Origin of the sequence: Streptomyces sp. MnatMP-M17 (genome assembly GCF_900091995.1) — a bacterium.
Lineage (GTDB): Bacteria > Actinomycetota > Actinomycetes > Streptomycetales > Streptomycetaceae > Streptomyces.
Genome location: NZ_FMDK01000082.1, coordinates 1 through 18,597, shown reverse-complemented (window position 1 = coordinate 18,597; position 18,597 = coordinate 1). Strand labels below are relative to the sequence as shown.

Annotated in this window: 17 protein-coding genes; 3 read left to right on the top strand and 14 right to left on the bottom strand. The window is 68.7% G+C overall.

The window, feature by feature from the left end:
- On the bottom strand, positions 1 to 212 hold a 212-nt coding region (locus GA0115259_RS04430), incomplete at its 3' end, for a hypothetical protein (RefSeq protein ID WP_218104198.1).
- A 67-nt stretch (positions 213 to 279) separates the two neighbouring features.
- Positions 280 to 522 carry a hypothetical protein gene (locus tag GA0115259_RS04425; RefSeq protein WP_141716447.1) on the bottom strand — a complete coding sequence of 81 codons (243 nt, stop codon included), beginning with the start codon at positions 520 to 522 and terminating at the stop codon, positions 280 to 282.
- A 528-nt stretch (positions 523 to 1,050) separates the two neighbouring features.
- On the opposite strand from GA0115259_RS04425, the gene GA0115259_RS04420 reads away from it, so the two are divergent.
- Both GA0115259_RS04420 and GA0115259_RS04415 read left to right on the top strand, forming a co-directional pair.
- Positions 1,051 to 1,275, top strand: a complete 225-nt coding sequence (locus GA0115259_RS04420) for a hypothetical protein (protein ID WP_093591094.1) — start codon at positions 1,051 to 1,053, stop codon at positions 1,273 to 1,275.
- Positions 1,276 to 1,497: 222 nt separating this feature from the next.
- A complete protein-coding gene (locus GA0115259_RS04415; protein ID WP_093591091.1) occupies positions 1,498 to 2,886 on the top strand; it encodes a M28 family peptidase in 1,389 nt (462 codons plus the stop codon).
- A gap of 131 nt (positions 2,887 to 3,017) precedes the next feature.
- Here GA0115259_RS04415 and GA0115259_RS04410 read toward each other — a convergent pair whose 3' ends face one another.
- From GA0115259_RS04410 to GA0115259_RS04395, 4 genes are all read right to left on the bottom strand, one after another.
- The gene (locus GA0115259_RS04410) at positions 3,018 to 3,929 is read right to left on the bottom strand and encodes an ABC transporter permease (protein ID WP_093591088.1); all 912 of its coding nucleotides are present in this window, start codon (positions 3,927 to 3,929) and stop codon (positions 3,018 to 3,020) included.
- Positions 3,916 to 4,929 carry an ABC transporter ATP-binding protein gene (locus tag GA0115259_RS04405; protein WP_093591085.1) on the bottom strand — a complete coding sequence of 338 codons (1,014 nt, stop codon included), beginning with the start codon at positions 4,927 to 4,929 and terminating at the stop codon, positions 3,916 to 3,918. Before GA0115259_RS04405 ends, GA0115259_RS04410 begins: the two co-directional genes overlap by 14 nt.
- Before the next feature lie 110 nt (positions 4,930 to 5,039).
- Positions 5,040 to 6,293 (bottom strand): LolA family protein, encoded by a 1,254-nt coding sequence (locus GA0115259_RS04400; protein ID WP_093591082.1) that lies wholly within the window; start codon positions 6,291 to 6,293, stop codon positions 5,040 to 5,042.
- A 315-nt stretch (positions 6,294 to 6,608) separates the two neighbouring features.
- On the bottom strand, positions 6,609 to 7,619 hold the full coding sequence (locus GA0115259_RS04395; RefSeq protein WP_093591079.1) for a polyprenyl synthetase family protein: 1,011 nt from the start codon (positions 7,617 to 7,619) through the stop codon (positions 6,609 to 6,611).
- A 409-nt stretch (positions 7,620 to 8,028) separates the two neighbouring features.
- On the opposite strand from GA0115259_RS04395, the gene fahA reads away from it, so the two are divergent.
- Positions 8,029 to 9,252, top strand: coding sequence for a fumarylacetoacetase (gene fahA, locus GA0115259_RS04390; RefSeq protein ID WP_093591076.1), 1,224 nt, complete (start codon positions 8,029 to 8,031; stop codon positions 9,250 to 9,252).
- A gap of 182 nt (positions 9,253 to 9,434) precedes the next feature.
- Here the strand turns inward: fahA and nuoN are convergent, their stop codons facing one another.
- The 8 genes from nuoN to GA0115259_RS04350 form a co-directional block, all read right to left on the bottom strand.
- The gene (gene nuoN / locus GA0115259_RS04385; RefSeq protein ID WP_093591073.1) at positions 9,435 to 11,087 is read right to left on the bottom strand and encodes an NADH-quinone oxidoreductase subunit NuoN; all 1,653 of its coding nucleotides are present in this window, start codon (positions 11,085 to 11,087) and stop codon (positions 9,435 to 9,437) included.
- A complete protein-coding gene (locus GA0115259_RS04380) occupies positions 11,084 to 12,661 on the bottom strand; it encodes an NADH-quinone oxidoreductase subunit M (RefSeq protein ID WP_093591070.1) in 1,578 nt (525 codons plus the stop codon). The genes nuoN and GA0115259_RS04380 overlap by 4 nt, the downstream gene beginning before the upstream one ends.
- A gap of 6 nt (positions 12,662 to 12,667) precedes the next feature.
- Entirely contained in the window at positions 12,668 to 14,563 is a 1,896-nt protein-coding gene (gene nuoL, locus GA0115259_RS04375) for an NADH-quinone oxidoreductase subunit L (RefSeq protein WP_093591065.1), read from the bottom strand.
- A gap of 14 nt (positions 14,564 to 14,577) precedes the next feature.
- A complete protein-coding gene (nuoK, locus tag GA0115259_RS04370; protein WP_066948562.1) occupies positions 14,578 to 14,877 on the bottom strand; it encodes an NADH-quinone oxidoreductase subunit NuoK in 300 nt (99 codons plus the stop codon).
- Positions 14,874 to 15,722 (bottom strand): NADH-quinone oxidoreductase subunit J, encoded by an 849-nt coding sequence (locus GA0115259_RS04365; RefSeq protein ID WP_093591062.1) that lies wholly within the window; start codon positions 15,720 to 15,722, stop codon positions 14,874 to 14,876. Before GA0115259_RS04365 ends, nuoK begins: the two co-directional genes overlap by 4 nt.
- Positions 15,719 to 16,324, bottom strand: coding sequence for an NADH-quinone oxidoreductase subunit NuoI (gene nuoI, locus GA0115259_RS04360; protein WP_176732428.1), 606 nt, complete (start codon positions 16,322 to 16,324; stop codon positions 15,719 to 15,721). Before nuoI ends, GA0115259_RS04365 begins: the two co-directional genes overlap by 4 nt.
- Complete coding sequence (nuoH, locus tag GA0115259_RS04355) at positions 16,317 to 17,717, bottom strand: NADH-quinone oxidoreductase subunit NuoH (RefSeq protein WP_093591059.1); 1,401 nt, start codon at positions 17,715 to 17,717, stop codon at positions 16,317 to 16,319. Before nuoH ends, nuoI begins: the two co-directional genes overlap by 8 nt.
- On the bottom strand, positions 17,714 to 18,597 hold an 884-nt coding region (locus GA0115259_RS04350), incomplete at its 5' end, for a molybdopterin dinucleotide binding domain-containing protein (RefSeq protein ID WP_161230281.1). The genes GA0115259_RS04350 and nuoH, both read right to left, overlap by 4 nt.

Genomic DNA, 18,597 nt, shown 5'->3' with positions numbered 1-18,597 from the left:
GCAGGCGCGCCGTCCGCGGCCGACGCGCGCAGGAGCTGGGCGAGTCCCTCCTCCAGACTGACCGTGTCCAGCACCGGATCAAAACCGGGCTCTTGATAAGAGCCGGACTCCGGATAGGCGTCGGGGCGGTCCGGATATCCTCCGGATTCCATATAAACGCCGGGATCCGGATAGCCGACGGACTCCTGCGGAGAACCGTTCCCCTCCGACAAGTCCGTTCCATAGGGCTCCCTGGCCTCGGCGAACCGAATGTAGTGCGGATCATGGAAATCAGCGTGATCATGCATGGCACACCTGTCCCGGCCCGCCGTCGGAACCGAGAGCGGCGGCCCGGGGCGCCGACATACCGATATGGCGGTGGAATCCGTCCTCGATACGGTCCATGACACGCATGAACTCGTCCAGCAGATCAGCGCACTGGTCCGGTTCCACCAGGCGGGCGCCACGGACCGGCGGTCCCGCGTCACCGCCCCGCTCCGCGTTCGCCGGGGATCCGGCCACGCCGACGGCGGCAGCGCCCAAGCTCCAACTAATGGGCCAAGAATGCGAATTCGGTGACGTCATACGCAGTAAACGAACGAACACCTTCTGACAGTTGCCCGGCAATAGAGTGACCCACCAGCACATGACCATACCGTCGCCGATCACGCGCCGGAGCGCGCGAGAATTACCATCGGCCTAATCACTCACCTGTATCGATATCGCCCTGAGGACGGCCGGTCGCGGTCGCGTCCGGTCACACGGCTCACTTGATCCGACAGGAACCGGACACCGCCCATGACCCAACCGCGGGCTCGGCAGAGGCGGTTCGATTCCGGCGTAACGCGCCTGTGACGCACTTCACCCGCACGGTGGTCATCGCGCGCGGCGCGGTCAAGGCACGGCCACACCTCCGAACGGCTGACCGCAGAATCGATTCATCGACGGCCATTCGTGCGACGACGGCGTGCGGGCACACGTTGGCGCGGACATTGCTGGTTCTCTTCCTCCCGCCCCACGCACCGCCGCCGGACCGGTGCCCAGGGTCGTCACACCGGTCAGGAGACAGGCATGCAGTACGAAATGCGCGCGGAGTACGCGGACGACTCGTCGCCCCGCGACCGGTACCCCCGACTGGAGGTATGGCACATCACACGGGTGGACGAGTCGGCCGCGCTGTGCGGACGGGATCTGGACGAGGACGCCCTCACGCAGTCGACGGACGCATGGGGCACGCCCGCCGGCCGGCCGCTCTGCCATGCTTGCGGCGCTCTCTACATCCACCAGGTTCCCTGAGGTCATCCACCAGGCCCCTGAGGTCATTCGCCTGGTCAACGGAGGGCCGTGGTCCGCTCAGCGAACACCCATGACCGATTTGCTCTCTTGACGGTAAGTCAAGCTCTCACTCACCATTCAGCACGCACAGCGCACCAATAGCTCCAACGCCCCTCGTCGCAGTCGCCGTGGGGCGTCTTGCACGTTCCGTCCTTGTCCCCGTACGGAATCCGGAGCCCCCACATGAAACTCTCCGTTCCCGGAGTGCGCCGAATACCGGCCATACGCGCCATTCCCGCGATATCCGCCAGAGTCGCCCTGCCCGTCGGGCTGGCTCTCGCCGGGCTGGTCGCCGCCACCGCGCCAAGTGCGACCGCGGCCCCCGCCGCCTCGCTCAGACCCGTGCAGTCCGCGCCGGCGGCCGTCCTCGCGGCCCCGGACATCCCGCTCGCCAACGTCAAGGCGCATCTCTCCCAGCTCTCGTCGATCGCCGCCGCCAACGGCGGCAACCGCGCCCACGGACGCGCCGGCTATCTGGCCTCCGTCAACTATGTGAAGGGCAAGCTGGACGCGGCCGGATTCACCACCACCGTCCAGCAGTTCACCTCCAGCGGTGCCACCGGCTACAACCTGATAGCCGACTGGCCGGGCGGTGATCCGAACCAGGTCATCATGTCCGGCTCGCACCTCGACTCGGTCACCGCGGGCGCCGGTATGAACGACAACGGTTCGGGCTCCTCGGCCATTCTGGAGACCGCGCTCGCCGTCTCCCGCGCCCAGCTCCGGCCGGACAAGCACCTCCGCTTCGCCTGGTGGGGCGCCGAGGAGCTGGGTCTGGTCGGGTCCAGGTACTACGTCACCAACCTGCCGACCGCCGACCGCGCGAAGATCAGCGGCTATCTGAACTTCGACATGATCGGCTCCCCGAACCCCGGATACTTCGTCTACGACGACGATCCGACGATCGAGCAGACCTTCAAGGACTACTACGCGGGCCTCGGTATCCCGACCGAGATCGAGACCGAGGGCGACGGCCGCTCCGACCACGCTCCGTTCAAGAATGTGGGCATCCCGGTCGGCGGGCTCTTCAGCGGCGCCGACTACATCAAGACCGCGGCGCAGGCACAGAAGTGGGGCGGCACCTCCGGGCAGGCCTTCGACCGCTGCTACCACTCCTCCTGCGACACTACGGCGAACATCAACGACACCGCGCTCGACCGCAACAGCGACGCCGTCGCCTACGCGGTCTGGACGCTGTCGGCCGCCACCGTCCCGCCGCCCGCCGGTACGGTCTTCGAGACCCTTACGGATGTCGCCATCCCGGACAACGGCGCCGCCATCACCTCCTCGCTGAACGTCACGGGCATCACGGGCAACGCTCCTCCGACACTGCGGGTGGGCGTGGACATCAAGCACACCTGGCGCGGCGATGTGGTCATCGATCTGATCGGCCCGAGCGGCACGGCCTACCGGCTGAAGAACTCCAGCAGCAGCGACTCGGCGGACAATGTGATCGCCACCTACACGGTGAACGCGTCGACGGAGGTCGCCAGCGGGCTCTGGAGGCTGCGCGTCCAGGACGTCGCGGCACAGGACACGGGTTACATCGACAGCTGGCGGCTCACCTTCTGACGCCTGCTGCCGCTTTCTGATGCCGACTGGCACCCTCTGACGCACGTCGGCACCGTCTCTGTCCGCCTGGGCACATCTGCCACCGTGCCCAGGCGGACAGCGGACAGCCGACCGTCAGCGCCATGTACGGCTCAGGCCGTGATGTCCTTCGCCGTGAACCGCGCCCAGGCCGCAGAGCCGAACACGGCCGCGTACAACGCCTGGAGACCGAGGTTCTTGACGATCTCGTCCCAGTAGACCGGCTCGCGCAGCAGATCCGCGAACGACAGCCAGTAGTGCGGGAAGAGATACGGCTGTATCGCGTGCAACTGCGGGATGGTGTCCAGGATCTGCACCGTGATCAGCAGCCCCACGGTCGCCGCCATCGCCGCGATCCCGCTGTTGGTCAGGGTGGAGAGGAACAGGCCCAGCGCCGCGAGTCCGATCAGCGAGGCGGCCACGATCACGGCGATCAGCAGGGCCCGTATCAGACCGTCCCCGAAGGAGATACGGGTGCCCGAGATCGTGGTGACCTCGCCCAGCGGGAAGAGCAGCGCGCCTACGGCGAGTGCCGAGGCGGCCACGACCAGTGTGGCGACCAGACAGAAGGCCATCGTGGAGGCGTATTTGGCGAGCAGCAACCGGGTCCGGCCGGCCGGCGCGACCAGGAGATAGCGCAGCGTGCCGCCATGGGCCTCGCCCGCGATCGCGTCGCCCGCTATGACTCCGACCGCCATCGGCAGAAAGACCGGCAGAGTGGCGGCGAGCGCGGCGAAGACCAGGAAGAGCCCGTTGTTGGTGATCTGAGTGAGAAAGGCCGGGCCGCCCTGCGGGCCGCCGCCCACGCCTCCGCCGTCGCCCGTCTGGATCTTCACGGCGATACCGATGAGAACGGGAACGGCCGCCAGCACACCCAGCAGCGCGAGCGTGCGCCAGCGCCGGAAGGTGGTGGTCAGCTCGGAGCCGAACAGCCCGAGCGTCCACCACAGCCTGGGCCCACGCACCCCGGCCTCGTCCGGCGGCCCGCCCACCACGGCCAACGCCTCGACCTCAGCCCGCGACATCGAAGCCCTCCCCGGTCAGCGCCACAAAGGCGTCCTCCAGCGAGACACGCTCGATACCGAAGGCACGCACCCGCACCCCGGCCCGTACGAGCGCGGCATTCACATCCGCCGGATCCACCGGCTCGCCCTCGCCCGTGGGCAGCTCCCCGCTCACCCGGTCGTCCGTCACGGTCACCTCGACCACTCCGAGGCCCTTCAGCACCCGGGCGGCCTCGCCCTGGTCGGGTGTGGTGACGGCCAGCCTGCCCCGGGTCCCGGCCGCCAGCTCGGCGACCGTCCCCTGGGTGATCAGCCGTCCCTGGGCCATCACGGCGGCATGCGTGCACACCTGCTCGATCTCATCGAGGAGATGCGAGGAGAGGAAGACGGTCGTGCCATCGGCCGCCAGCTCCCGCACCAGGGCCCTGATCTCCCGCATGCCCTGCGGATCGAGCCCGTTCGTGGGCTCGTCGAGCACCAGCAGCCGACGTGGTTGCAGAAGGGCGGCGGCGAGCCCGAGCCGCTGCTTCATCCCGAGGGAGTACGCCTTGGCCTTCTTGCCCGCGGCGGCGGTCAGCCCGACCCGGTCCAGGGCGTCGGCCACCCGGGCGCGGCGGGTGCGGGGATCGGCCGTCGGATCCGCCGAGTCGTACCGTACGAGATTGTCGCGGCCGGTCAGATAGCCGTACAGCGCGGGCCCCTCGATCAGCGCGCCCACCTGCGGCAGTACGGCGCGGGCCGCGCGCGGCACAGGGCGGCCGAGAAGCGTGGCCGAGCCGGCCGTCGGCTGGATCAGCCCCATCAGCATCCGGATGGTGGTGGTCTTGCCCGATCCATTGGGACCGAGGAAGCCGAAGACGCTGCCTGCGGGGACGGTCAGATCGAGACGGTCGACGGCGAGCTGCCCGCCGCGGAAGCGCTTGGTGAGCCCGCGTGTCTCGATCACATGGGACACGCCGGGACCGCCGGGCGCACCCGGCTCGCCCGGCCCGCCGGGCACTGCTGCGGTGACGGCTGTCATCCCACTCCCCCGTTCTCGCTCTCGTCGGGCACCCTTTCGAGAACGGACCGGCCCCGGTCAGCGTTCCGCCCCGCCGCACATGACATGCGACGGGGCGGTCGGCTAGCGGGTCACTTGGCCTCGTTGGCGGCCTTGACCAGCACGTCCTTCGTCACGGCACCGACGTAGACCTTTCCGTCGTCCGTCAGCAGAGCATTGACGAGACGGGTCTTGTAGACGGTGCCCGAGCCGAACGCGCCCGTGGCCTTGTCGCCCAGCGCGTCGAGGAACGACTGCGCCTCGGCCGGCAGGTCACCCGACGTCGCCGACGGCACATCCGTGCCCTCCGGAGTCGCCAGCTCGTAGACGGCGTTCCAGCCCTTGCCGATGACCTTCTGGCCACCGGACTCCGCGAAGGCACCCGCGTCCGCCTTCGGGACCTCCGGCGCCTTGTGGTCCTCGGCCTGTGTCACCTTCGTGCCCTTGGGAGGCGTGAAGTCGAAGGTCGAGGCGGCGGGCTTGGCGAAGTCGACCTTGGTGAAGCCGATGTCGATCACGGCCTTGCCACCGCTGCTCGGCGTGAGCGTGAACTTGAGCGGAGTGCCGGTCTCCGCGTCGACCGCGATCTTGATCGAGCCGACCGTCGAACCGGACTGCTTGGGCTTGACGAGGAGCTGGTAGGCGTCACGCCCGGCGATCCGGGCCGTGCCGTCGACCGTCACCGAGGTGGTGTCGGCCGAGGCCTTCAGCGCCTCCTTGGCGAAGTCCTGAGGCGTGGCCGGCGCGCCTTCGGCCCCGGCGCCCTTCTCGATCCGCTGGTGCTCACCCTTCGCACCCTTCTGACCGTGCTCGCCGTCCTTCGGCGAGGCCGCGTGGTACGCCTCGTTGGAGGCGCTGTCGTACGCCCAGACCTCGTCGCCGTTGTGGATCAGGCTGTACTCGGCGGCGTCGTCCTGGATCGAGACCTTCTGCTTGTCGGGACCGTCCGTCGCGACGCGCAGCGTGTGCGTGCCGGTGGTCAGCTCCATCAGCTTGGCGTTCGGATCCGCGGTGGAACCGCTCGCGCCCGCGCCGCCCTTGGGGACGAGCGCGCTGCCCGCCGCTCCTCCGAGGCCGCCCAGCGAGGGAAGCCCCAGATCCGTGGTGATCTTCACCGAGCCCGAGAGCTGCTCGGTGTCCGACGCGGCGATCTTCTCGATGAGCTCCTGCGCGCTGATCTTCGGCAGTTCGGGATCTCCGGTCGCGGCCAGTGCCGGGACGAGCCCGATGGTCGCCGCAGCCACTCCCGCCACCGCGACAGGGACCGCGTAACGCGTCGCCATACGACGGCCCGCGCGCGGCTCCCTGCCCTCCTCGGTGGTCTGTGCGCTGTCGTTCGGTGCCATGTGTGCCCTACCTCCGTGGTCGGCGGCCTTCCGTCCTCTGCACGTGTCCACTCCGCGCCGCCATTCTCACCCGAATTGGTCAGGAGTGGTGTTGTCCATCTGACCAAATCGGCCCGGCGTAAGCGTCAGACCCCGGGTGCAACTTCCCGTACTGCTCTGGGATGACATTCGGACGAGATGCCTCCCCTGCCCAGTAGGGGACGCCCTGACACGGCGGTCACCGCCACCACATGAGTGATGACGGGCCGTCAGCCCATCCGAGGGACGGCCGCGAAGAAGGCCGGCCGGAGCGCGGCGAAGCGGCGGCGGAAGCCGTCAGCCCGCGCGGTGGACCACCGCGTCGCAGAGCTCCACCAGCGCCGACTTCGCGTAGCACTCCGGCAGCGGCGTCAGCGTGGCGCGCGCCTCCTCCGCGTATCGCACGGTGTCGCGCCGCGCCTGCTCCAGCGCCGGATGGACACGCAGCCGGCGCAGCGCCTCCGCGTGCCGCGCGTCGTCCGCCAGATCGCCGTCCAGCAGCTCGACCAGCGCCAGATCCTCCGGGAGTCCGTGTGCCTCGGCCTGCGCGCGCAGCAGCAGCACCGGCAGCGTCGGAATGCCCTCGCGCAGATCCGTACCGGGTGTCTTGCCCGACTCGTGCGAGTCGCTGGCGATGTCGAGGACGTCGTCGGCGAGCTGGAAGGCGACGCCGAGCCGCTCGCCGTACTGGGTCAGGATGTCGACAACGGTCTCGTCCACGCCGGACATCATCGCGCCGAACCGGCCGGAGACGGCGATCAGGGAGCCCGTCTTGCCACCGATGACATCGAGATAGTGGTCGACCGGATCGCGTCCGTCGCGCGGTCCCGCCGTCTCCAGGATCTGGCCCGTCACCAGCCGTTCGAACGCCTCCGCCTGGACACGGACGGCCTCGGGGCCCAGATCCGCCAGGATGTGCGAGGCGCGCGCGAAGAGAAAGTCACCCGTGAGGACGGCGACCGAATTGCCCCAGCGGGCATTGGCGCTGTCCACACCGCGGCGGACCTCCGCCACGTCCATCACGTCGTCGTGGTAGAGCGTCGCGAGATGCGTCAGCTCGACAACCACGGCCGCGGGCACGACCCCGGGCGCGTACGGATCACCGAACTGGGCCGCGAGCATCACCAGCAGCGGCCTGAACCGTTTGCCGCCGGCCCGGACCAGATGCTGAGCTGCCTCCGTGATGAAGGGCACCTCGCTCTTGGTGGCTTCGAGCAGCCCCGCCTCGACAGCCGCCAGTCCGGTCTGGACATCGGCCTCAAGAGCCTGGTCCCGCACGCTCAGCCCGAACGGCCCGACGACGGTCACGAGAAGTACTCCTGTCTGCTGACGATCACACGGATTGTCGATGTGTCGCTGTCATCACTCAAGTCAGCGTATCCGGTCGCCTTTCGATCACCATGGGCGCCTTCCCGGCACCGCCGGTATGTTCGGGATCAGTCATACGACCGGGAGCGGTCGTTTTATCCGGAACGGTGACCGACACACGGGCGAACACGGAGCAGCCGCCATCTGGCGACGCGCACCCGAGCCGATGCGCACGACAGGCCCCGCGGACCGCGGACCGGCTGCCGGTTCGGGGCTACCGCCGGTACGGTCACCGGGCCGCCGGGCACACCCTGCACTTTTCGGTCGAAGCGGGCTTTTCGCCAGTGCCGTGGCGGGGCAACGTCGACGTAACGTGTCCTGCATCGATCCGGAAAGCGAGGCAGCACCCATGCCCGAGCAGAGCCCGCTCGTACCGGCCGAGGGCGACCCCTTCGGCCCGCACAACCTCCCGTACGGAGTCTTCTCCACGGCCGACGAGCCCGACCGCCGTCGGCTGGGCGTCCGTATCGGCGATCAGGTGCTCGACGCGGGAGCCGCGGCGAACGCCCTGGGCTCCCCGTACGCGGCGCTGCTCGACCGGCCGAGCCTCAACCCGCTGATGGCCGCCGGACGCACGGCCTGGCGCGATGTACGGCGGGCCCTGACCGCATGGGTCACCGTCCCCGCGCACCGGGCGGACATAGAGCCTCTGCTCCACCCGCTCACCGCCGTCACCCTGCATCTGCCGTACAAGGTCGCGGACTATGTCGACTTCTACGCGAGCGAGCACCACGCCACCAATGTGGGCCGGATCTTCCGGCCCGACGGCGCCGCGCTGACGCCCAACTGGAAGCATCTTCCGATCGGTTACCACGGCCGGGCCGGCACGATCGTCGTATCCGGTACGGATGTGGTGCGGCCGTCGGGCCAGCGCAAGGCGCCCTCCGATCCGGCACCCGTCTTCGGGCCCTCCGGCAAGCTCGACATCGAGGCGGAGGTCGGCTTTGTCGTCGGTACGCCCTCGCCACAGGGCACGGCGGTGGAGTCGGCCTCCTTCCGCGACCATGTCTTCGGGCTCTCCCTCCTCAACGACTGGTCGGCGCGGGACATCCAGGCGTGGGAGTACGTACCGCTCGGCCCGTTCCTCGGGAAGTCCTTCGCCACCTCCGTCTCGGCCTGGGTGACTCCGCTGGAGGCCCTGGACGCGGCCCGGGTTGCGCCTCCGGCCCGCACCGACGCGCTGCTCCCGTATCTGGACGACGCGGACGACGAGGAGCCGGGCGGCTTCGATCTGCGGATCACGGTGTCCCTGAACGGCCAGGTGATCTCCGAGCCGCCGTTCTCGGCGATGTACTGGACGGCGGCCCAGCAGTTGGCCCATCTGACGGTCAACGGCGCCTCGCTCCGTACGGGCGACCTCTTCGCGTCAGGTACGGTCAGCGGTCCGGCCCGCGAGGAGCGCGGCTCCCTCCTCGAACTCACCTGGAACGGCACCGAGCCGCTCGAACTGCCCGACGGCAAGCGGACGTTCCTTGAGGACGGCGACGAGGTCACCCTGACGGCCTGGGCTCCGGGCCCCGACGGCACCCGCGTCGGGCTCGGCGAGGTGACGGGCCGGATCGTCTCCGGATGAGCCACGGACGATGCCCGACGCACAGGGCCCGGCACCTCGATGAGATGCCGGGACCTGTCGTATATACGTCTACGGGTACGCCGGGTCTATGGGTATGCCGGAGAGAGGCCGGGACGCACGGGCCACGCGGGATGCGCGCCCCGCGCTCCGGCGTCCCTAGGTCCTGTCCGGCCGGACAGGACCTAGCGCACAAAGCCTCCGGCCTGGCTCGCCAGATCCAGGAAGTACTGCGGCGCCACACCCAGCACCAGCGTGACGACGACACCGATGCCGATCGCCATCGTCGTCAGCGCCGAGGGCACCGCGACCGTCGGGCCCTCGGGCCTCGGCTCGCTGAAGAACATCAGCACGATCACCCGGATGTAGAAGAACGCCGCGATCGCCGAGGCGATCACACCGACCACCACCAGCGCGCCCGCGCCTCCGTCGGCCGCCGCCTTGAACACCGCGAATTTCCCGGAGAAGCCCGAGGTCAGCGGGATACCGGCGAAGGCGAGCAGAAAGACCGCGAAGACCGCCGCCACCAGCGGTGAACGCCGCCCGAGCCCGGCCCACTTGGACAGATGCGTCGCCTCGCCGCCCGCGTCCCGTACGAGTGTGACGACCGCGAACGCGCCGATCGTGACGAAGGAGTACGCCCCCAGGTAGAAGAGGACGGACGAGATGCCCTCGGGCGTCGCGGCGATCACACCGGCCAGGATGAAGCCCGCGTGCGCGATCGAGGAGTACGCCAGCAGCCGCTTTATATCGGTCTGGGTGATCGCGACGATCGCGCCACCCAGCATGGTGACGATGACGACGGCCCACATGACCGGCCGCCAGTCCCAGCGCAGCCCCGGCAGCACGACATACAGCAGCCGCAGCAGCGCGCCGAAGGCCGCCACCTTCGTCGCCGCGGCCATGAAGCCGGTGACGGGCGTGGGCGCGCCCTGGTAGACATCCGGCGTCCACATGTGGAACGGCACCGCGCCGACCTTGAAGAGCAGTCCCATCAGGATCAGCGCGCCGCCGATGAGCAGCAGCGCGTCATTGCCCATGGTGTCCGCGAGCGCCGGGCTGACGTTCTGGACGGTGCCGTCGACGACCTCCGCGATCCGCGCGTACGACACGGAGCCCGCGTACCCGTAGAGCAGTGCGATCCCGAAGAGCAGGAACGCCGACGAGAAGGCGCCCAGCAGGAAGTACTTGACCGCGGCCTCCTGCGACATCAGCCGCTTGCGGCGGGCGAGGGCGCAGAGGAGATAGAGCGGCAGCGAGAAGACTTCCAGCGCGATGAAGAGCGTCAGCAGATCGTTGGCCGCCGGGAAGACCAGCATGCCCGCGACGGCGAACAGGGCCAGCGGGAACACCTCGGTGGTGGTGAACCCGGCCCTGACCGCGGCCTTCTCGCTCTCGCTGCCGGGCACGGCCGCGGCCTGCGCGGCGAAGGAGTCGATCCGGTTGCCGTGCGACTCCGGATCGAGCCGGCGCTCGGCGAAGGTGAACACGGCGACGACCGAGGCCAGCAGGATCGTGCCCTGGAGGAAGAGCGTCGGGCCGTCGATGGCGATGGCGCCCATCGCCGCGATGTGCTTCTTCGAGGTGCCGTATCCGCCGGCCGCCAGGGCGACCACCGACGCGAAGGCGGCGGCCAGGGCGACCACGGAGAGGAAGAGCTGCGCGTGATAGCGCGCCTTGCGCGGAAGGAACGCCTCGATCAGGATCCCGAGGACGGCGGCGCCCGCCACGATCAAGGTCGGTGCCAACTGCGCGTATTCGATGTTCGGGGCCGGGATCTTGTCGATCCCGTCGGCCGCCGTCGTTGTCCACAGGCTGTGGACGGCTGTCGCACTCACGGGGCGGCCTCCACCTCGGGCTTGGGATCGGTCTGCTGTACGTCGGACAACGTGTGCTCCACCGCCGGATTGACGATCTCGGTGAGCGGCTTGGGATAGACACCCAGGAAGAGGAGCAGCGCGATCAGCGGCGCGACGACCACGAGCTCCCGGACCCTCAGATCGGGCATGGTCCTGACCTCGGCCTTCACCGGTCCGGTCATCGTGCGCTGGTAGAGCACGAGGACATAGAGCGCGGCGAGCACGATGCCGATGGTGGCGATGATGCCGACCACCGGATATCTGCTGAAGGTGCCGACCAGGACCAGGAACTCACTGACGAACGGCGAGAGCCCCGGCAGCGAGAGCGTGGCCAGACCGCCGATCAGGAAGGTGCCCGCGAGCACCGGTGCGACCTTCTGCACACCGCCGTAGTCCGCGATGAGCCGCGAGCCGCGCCGGGTGATCAGGAAGCCGGCCACCAGCATCAGCGCGGCCGTCGAGATCCCGTGGTTGACCATGTAGAGCGTGGCGCCCGACTGGCCCTGGCTGGTCATCGCGAAGATGCCCATGATGATGAAGCCGAAGTGCGAGATCGACGCGTACGCGATCAGCCGCTTTATGTCGCGCTGGCCGACCGCGAGCAGTGCTCCGTAGACGATGCTGATCAGCGCCAGCACCAGGATCACCGGAGTGGCCCACTTGGACGCCTCCGGGAAGAGCTGGAGGCAGAAGCGCAGCATCGCGAAGGTGCCGACCTTGTCGACCACCGCGGTGATCAGTACGGCGACGGGCGCGGTGGACTCGCCCATGGCGTTGGGCAGCCAGGTGTGCAGCGGCCACAGCGGCGCCTTCACCGCGAACGCGAAGAAGAAGCCGAGGAAGAGCCAGCGCTCGGTGCTGGTCGCGATCGACAGCGAGCCGTTGGCCCGTGCCTCGGCGATCTCGGAGAGCGAGAAGGTCCCGGCGACGACATAGAGCCCGATGACCGCGGCCAGCATGATCAGGCCGCCGACGAGGTTGTAGAGGAGGAACTTGACCGCCGCGTACGAGCGCTGCGTCGCCGCCGCCTCGTCCCCGCCCGCATGAGCCCGGTCCCCGAAGCCGCCGATGAGGAAGTACATCGGGATGAGCATGGCTTCGAAGAGGATGTAGAAGAGGAAGACGTCGGTGGCCTCGAAGGAGAGGATCACCATCGCCTCGACCATCAGGATCAGCGCGAAGAAGCCCTGGGTGGGCCGCCAGCGGCGGTTCGGCCGGGCGTCCTCCAGCGGATCGGCGTCATGCCAGCCGGCCAGGATCACAAACGGGATCAGCAGCGCGGTCAGCGCGAGGAGCGCCACACCGATACCGTCCACGCCCAGTTCGTACCGCACGCCGAAGTCGGAGATCCAGGCGTGCGACTCGGTGAGCTGATACCGGGCGCCGCCCGGCTCGAAGCGCACCACGACCAGGGCGGCCAGCACCATGGTGGCGAGCGAGAAGACCAGCGCCAGCCACTTGGCGGCGGTGCGCCGGGCGGCCGGGACGGCCGCCGTGGCGATCGCGCCGACCGCGGGCAGTACCGCCGTGGCCGTCAGAAGAGGGAACGACATTTCCGGTTACACCGCCCTCATCAGCAGGGTCGCGGCGATGAGCACTGCCGTACCTCCGAACATCGAGACCGCATAGGTGCGGGCGTAGCCGTTCTGCAGCTTGCGCAGCCGGCCGGAGAGCCCGCCGAACGACGCCGCGGTGCCGTTGACCACTCCGTCGACCAGGGTGTGGTCGACATAGACCAGGGAGCGGGTGAGGTGCTCGCCGCCGCGGACCAGGACCACATGGTTGAAGTCGTCCTGGAGCAGATCGCGGCGGGCGGCCCTGGTGAGCAGCGAGCCGCGCGGCGCGGTCACCGGGACCGGCCCGCGTCCGTACATCAGCCAGGCCAGCGCTGCACCGATCACCAGGACGACCATGGTGGCGCCGGTGACGGTGGCCGCGCTGATCGGCGATTCTCCGTGGTGGTACGAGGTGACCGGCTCCAGCCAGTGCACGAACCGGTCGCCGATGGCGAAGAAGCCGCCCGCGAAGACCGAGCCGAAGGCCAGGATGATCATCGGGATGGTCATGGACCTCGGCGACTCGTGCGGATGCGGCTCGTGCCCGTGCTCGTCCGGCTGCCAGCGCTTCTCGCCGAAGAAGGTCAGCAGCATCACCCTGGTCATGTAGAAGGCGGTGATCGCCGCGCCGAGCAGAGTGACGGAGCCGAGGATCCAGCCCTGTGCACCGCCCTTGGCGAAGGCCGCCTCGATGATCAGGTCCTTGGAGAAGAAACCGGAGAGACCCGGGAAGCCGATGATCGCCAGATAGCCGAGACCGAAGGTGACGAAGGTGACCGGCATGTGCTTGCGCAGACCGCCGTACTTCCGCATGTCGACCTCGTCGTTCATGCCGTGCATGACCGAACCGGCGCCGAGGAAGAGCCCGGCCTTGAAGAAGCCGTGCGTCACCAGGTGCATGATCGCGAAGACATAGCCGATCGGGCCGAGGCCCGCCGCCAGGATCATGTAGCCGATCTGCGACATCGTCGAGCCCGCGAGGGCCTTCTTGATGTCGTCCTTCGCGCAACCGACGATCGCACCGAAGAGGAGCGTGACCGCGCCGACCACCACGACCACCAACTGGGCGTCCGGAGCGGCGTTGAAGATGGCGCCGGAGCGGACGATCAGATACACGCCCGCGGTCACCATCGTCGCCGCGTGGATCAGGGCCGAGACCGGAGTCGGGCCCTCCATGGCGTCACCGAGCCAGGACTGGAGCGGCACCTGGGCCGACTTGCCGCACGCGGCGAGCAGGAGCATCAGCCCGATCGCCGTCATCTTCCCTTCGGTGGCGTCCCCGGTGGAGCCGAGGACCGGGCCGAAGGCGAAGGTCCCGAAGGTGGTGAACATCAGCATGACCGCGATCGACAGACCCATGTCACCGACGCGGTTGACCAGGAAGGCCTTCTTGGCAGCGGTGGCCGCGCTGGGCTTGTGCTGCCAGAACCCGATGAGCAGATACGAGGCGAGACCGACGCCCTCCCAGCCGAAGTACAGCAGGAGGTAGTTGTCGGCGAGGACCAGCAGGAGCATCGCCGCCAGGAACAGATTCAGATAGCCGAAGAAGCGGCGCCGCCGCTCGTCGTGCTCCATGTATCCGATCGAGTAGATGTGGATCAGCGTGCCCACACCGGTGATCAGCAGGACGAAGGTCATCGACAACTGGTCGAGCTGGAAGGCGACATCCGCCTGGAAGCTCTCGACGGGAATCCAGCTGAAGAGATGCTGGTGCAGCGTGCGTCCGTCGCCGCTCCTGCCGAGCATGTCGCTGAACAGCACCACGCCGATCACGAACGACGCCGCGGCCAGCAGTGTGCCGAGCCAGTGGCCCACACGGTCGAGCCGGCGGCCCCCGCAGAGGAGGACCGCAGCTCCCAGTAGAGGCGCCGCGATGAGCAGCGCGATCAAGTTCTCCACGATTCAGCGACCCCTCAGAGCTTCATCAGACTGGCGTCGTCGACCGAGGCCGAGTGGCGGGAACGGAACACGGACACGATGATCGCCAGTCCGACCACGACCTCCGCGGCGGCGACGACCATGGTGAAGAAGGCGATGATCTGGCCGTCGAGATTGCCGTGCATCCGGGAGAAGGTCACGAACGCGAGATTGCAGGCGTTGAGCATCAGCTCGACACACATGAAGACCACGATCGCGTTCCGCCGGATCAGTACACCGGCGGCGCCGATGGTGAACAGGAGGGAGGCGAGATAGAGGTAGTACACCGGATTCATGAGTTGACCTCCTCCTCGTCGCGGCCGAGCCGCTCCGCGGAGCGCCGCTCCAGCGCCTTCAGGTCCGCGATCGCCTCGTTCGACACATCGCGGATCTGGCCGCGGGCCTTCAGCGTCTTGTTGACCGTCAGCTCGGAGGCCGTGCCGTCCGGCAGCAGACCGGCGATGTCCACCGCGTTGTGCCGGGCGTAGACACCGGGCGCCGGCAGCGGCGGAAGCTGTGTGCCCTTGCGCACCCGCTCCTCGGCCATCTCCCGCTGTGTCTTGGCCCGTTCGGTGCGCTCCCGGTGCGTCAGCAGCATCGCGCCGACGGACGCGGTGATCAGCAGCGCGCCCGTGATCTCGAAGGCGAAGACGTACTTGGTGAAGAGCAGCGCGGCCAGTCCTTCGACATTGCCGCCGGCGTTGGCCTGGCCGAGTCCCGTGAAGGAGTTCAGCGAGGCATTGCCGATGCCCGCGATCAGCAGCGCGCCGAAGCCGACTCCACAGAGAGCGGCCAGCCAACGCTGGCCCTTGAGCGTCTCCTTGAGGGAGTCGGCGGCGGTGACACCGACCAGCATGACCACGAAGAGGAACAGCATCATGATCGCGCCGGTGTAGACGATGATCTGGACGACGCCCAGGAAATACGCGCCGTTGGCCAGATAGAAGACCGCCAGGACAATCATCGTGGCGGCGAGACTCAGCGCGCTGTGCACGGCCTTCTTCATCAGGATCGTACAGAGCGCGCCGATCACCGCGACGGTGCCGAGGATCCAGAACTGCACGGCCTCCCCGGTCGAGGTGGTGGAGGCCGCGGCGGTGACGGACGTCAGCGAGCTGACGGAGGCGGCGAGCGTGCTCATGCGCCGGCCCCCTCGCCGGACGGAGTCTCGCCCTTGCTCACCGCGACCTGCCGGACCGTGCCGGGCGCGGCCTCGGTGACCAGACCGCGGTAGTAGTCCTGCTCGTCCGTGCCGGGGAAGATCGAGTGCGGTGTCTCGACCATGCCCTCCTGGAGCCCCGCGAGGAGCTGCTCCTTCGTATAGATCAGATTCTCGCGGGAGCTGTCGGCCAGCTCGAAGTCATTGGTCATCGTGAGCGCCCGGGTCGGGCACGCCTCGATGCACAGACCACAGAGGATGCAGCGCGCGTAGTTGATCTGGTAGACGCGGCCGTACCGCTCGCCCGGGGAGTAGCGCTCCTCCTCGGTGTTGTCCGCGCCTTCCACATAGATCGCGTCCGCCGGGCAGGCCCAGGCGCACAGCTCGCAGCCGATGCACTTCTCCAGGCCGTCCGGATGCCGGTTGAGCTGGTGCCGGCCGTGGAAGCGCGGAGCCGTCACCTTCTGCTGTTCCGGATACTGCTCGGTCAGCCGCTTCTTGAACATGGCCTTGAAGGTCACGCCGAAGCCGGCCACCGGATTCCGGGGAGGACGGGGGATGTCCCCGTGCGAAGAATCAGACACCGTCAGCCTCCTTTCCGTCACTCTCGGTTCCGTCACTCACAGTATTGGCCCCACCACTGACAATCAGCTCCCGCTCCCGCCTCGGCCGCCTGCGCGGTACGGGCGGCAGCGTCTGTCCTGGCAGTGGTGGTACGGGGAATCCGCCCGCCATCGGGTCGAAGGCCGGCGGCTCGGGCTCGCTCGCCGCCGCGGCCCGCTCCTGCTTGTCGCGGAAGATGTCCACGACGAAGGAGAGCAGCAGCAGCGCGATGACCGCTCCGCCGACGTACAGCAGGATCGACTGGAAGTCGTAGTTCTCGTTGCGCAGCGCGCGTACGGTCGCGACGAGCATCAGCCAGACCACCGAGACCGGGATCAGGACCTTCCAGCCGAGCTTCATGAGCTGGTCGTAGCGGACGCGGGGCAGTGTGCCGCGCAGCCAGATGAAGAAGAAGAGCAGCAGCTGCACCTTGACGACGAACCAGAGCATCGGCCACCAGCCGTGGTTCGCGCCCTCCCAGAACGTGGAGATCGGCCACGGTGCGCGCCAGCCGCCGAGGAAGAGCGTCGTCGCGACGGCCGAGACGGTGACCATGTTGACGTACTCGGCGAGCATGAACATCGCGAACTTGATGGAGGAGTACTCGGTGTTGAAGCCGCCGACGAGGTCGCCCTCGGACTCCGGCATGTCGAAGGGCGCGCGGTTGGTCTCGCCCACCATCGTGACGATGTAGATGATGAAGGAGACCGGCAGCAGGATGATGTACCAGCGGTCGGCCTGCGCCTCGACGATCGCCGAGGTCGACATCGAGCCCGAGTAGAGGAAGACCGAGGCGAACGCGGCGCCCATGGCGATCTCGTACGAGATCATCTGCGCGCAGGAGCGCAGACCGCCGAGCAGCGGATACGTCGAGCCCGACGACCAGCCCGCGAGGACGATGCCGTAGATCCCGACCGAGGCGACGGCGAGGATGTAGAGCATCGCGATCGGCAGATCGGTGAGCTGCATCGTGGTGCGCTGGCCGAAGATCGAGACCTCGTTGCCGGCCGGGCCGAACGGGATCACGGCGATCGCCATGAAGGCCGGCACCGCGGCGATGATCGGCGCGAGGACATAGACGACCTTGTCCGCGCGCTTGACGATCACATCTTCCTTGAGCATCAGCTTGATGCCGTCGGCGAGCGACTGGAGCATGCCCCAGGGACCGTGCCGGTTGGGCCCGATCCGCAGCTGCATCCAGGCGACGACCTTGCGCTCCCACACGATGGAGAAGAGCACGGTCACCATCAGGAACGCGAAGCAGAAGACGGCCTTGACGGCCACCAGCCACCATGGATCGCGGCCGAACATCGACAGGTCCTCGGCGGCGAGAACCGTCTGCGGAGCCGTCGCGAAGTGGGCGAGGGCGGTCATGCGCGCACCTCCGGTGCCGGGTTGGCCGGGCCGATACGGACCAGCGTGCCGGGGCGTGTGCCGGTGTCCGCGAGAACACCGCCGCCCGTGGAGTTCAGCGGCAGCCACACGACCCGGTCGGGCATCTCCGTCACCAGCAGCGGCAGAGTGACCGTGCCCGCGGGCCCGGTGACGGCCAGTTCGTCGCCGTCCTTGACGCCTGTCTCGGCGGCCGTCGTGGCGGAGAGCCGGGCGACCGCGGCATGGCGAGTACCCGCCAGCGCCTCGTCGCCCTCCTGGAGTTTGCCCTGGTCGAGCAGGAGCCGGTGGCCAGCGAGAACCGCCTCGCCGTCGCCGTGGCGCGGCACCGGACGGGACGACTCCAGCGGTTCGTCGGCGCGCTCTCCGTCCCAGCCGCCGAGCCGGTCGAGTTCCGCGCGTACGGCCTTCAGGTCCGGCAGCGCGAGATGCGCGTCCATCGCGTCGGCGAGCATGTGCAGCACGCGTGCGTCGCTCGGTGCGAGGCGCCGTGTCATCTGCTCGGGCTTGAGCGAGGCCTCGAACGTCCGCGCCCTGCCCTCCCAGTTGAGGAAGGTGCCCGGCTTCTCGGCGACGGCGGCGACCGGGAAGACCACGTCCGCCCGCTCGGTGACCTCGCTGGGCCGCAGCTCCAGCGAGACCAGGAAGCCGACCGAGTCCAGTGCGGCCAGCGCGCCGGCCGGATCGGGCAGATCCGCGACCTCGACGCCCGCGACGAGCAGGGCGCCCAGCTCGCCGGTGGCGGCGGCCTCGATGATCCGGCCGGTGTCGCGGCCGTAGCGGTGCGGCAGTTCGCGTACGCCCCAGACCGCCGCGGTCTCCTCACGGGCCCGCGGGTCGACGGCGGGACGGCCGCCGGGCA

Excerpts from the sequence above, each read along its gene's own strand:
- GA0115259_RS04420 (WP_093591094.1), top strand. The coding sequence starts at position 1,051 with ATGCAGTACGAAATGCGCGCGGAGTACGCGGACGACTCGTCGCCCCGC.
- GA0115259_RS04415 (WP_093591091.1), top strand. The coding sequence starts at position 1,498 with ATGAAACTCTCCGTTCCCGGAGTGCGCCGAATACCGGCCATACGCGCC.
- GA0115259_RS04410 (WP_093591088.1), bottom strand. The coding sequence starts at position 3,929 with ATGTCGCGGGCTGAGGTCGAGGCGTTGGCCGTGGTGGGCGGGCCGCCG.
- GA0115259_RS04405 (WP_093591085.1), bottom strand. The coding sequence starts at position 4,929 with ATGACAGCCGTCACCGCAGCAGTGCCCGGCGGGCCGGGCGAGCCGGGT.
- GA0115259_RS04400 (WP_093591082.1), bottom strand. The coding sequence starts at position 6,293 with ATGGCACCGAACGACAGCGCACAGACCACCGAGGAGGGCAGGGAGCCG.
- fahA (WP_093591076.1), top strand. The coding sequence starts at position 8,029 with ATGCCCGAGCAGAGCCCGCTCGTACCGGCCGAGGGCGACCCCTTCGGC.
- GA0115259_RS04380 (WP_093591070.1), bottom strand. The coding sequence starts at position 12,661 with ATGTCGTTCCCTCTTCTGACGGCCACGGCGGTACTGCCCGCGGTCGGC.
- nuoK (WP_066948562.1), bottom strand. The coding sequence starts at position 14,877 with ATGAATCCGGTGTACTACCTCTATCTCGCCTCCCTCCTGTTCACCATC.
- GA0115259_RS04365 (WP_093591062.1), bottom strand. The coding sequence starts at position 15,722 with ATGAGCACGCTCGCCGCCTCCGTCAGCTCGCTGACGTCCGTCACCGCC.
- nuoH (WP_093591059.1), bottom strand. The coding sequence starts at position 17,717 with ATGACCGCCCTCGCCCACTTCGCGACGGCTCCGCAGACGGTTCTCGCC.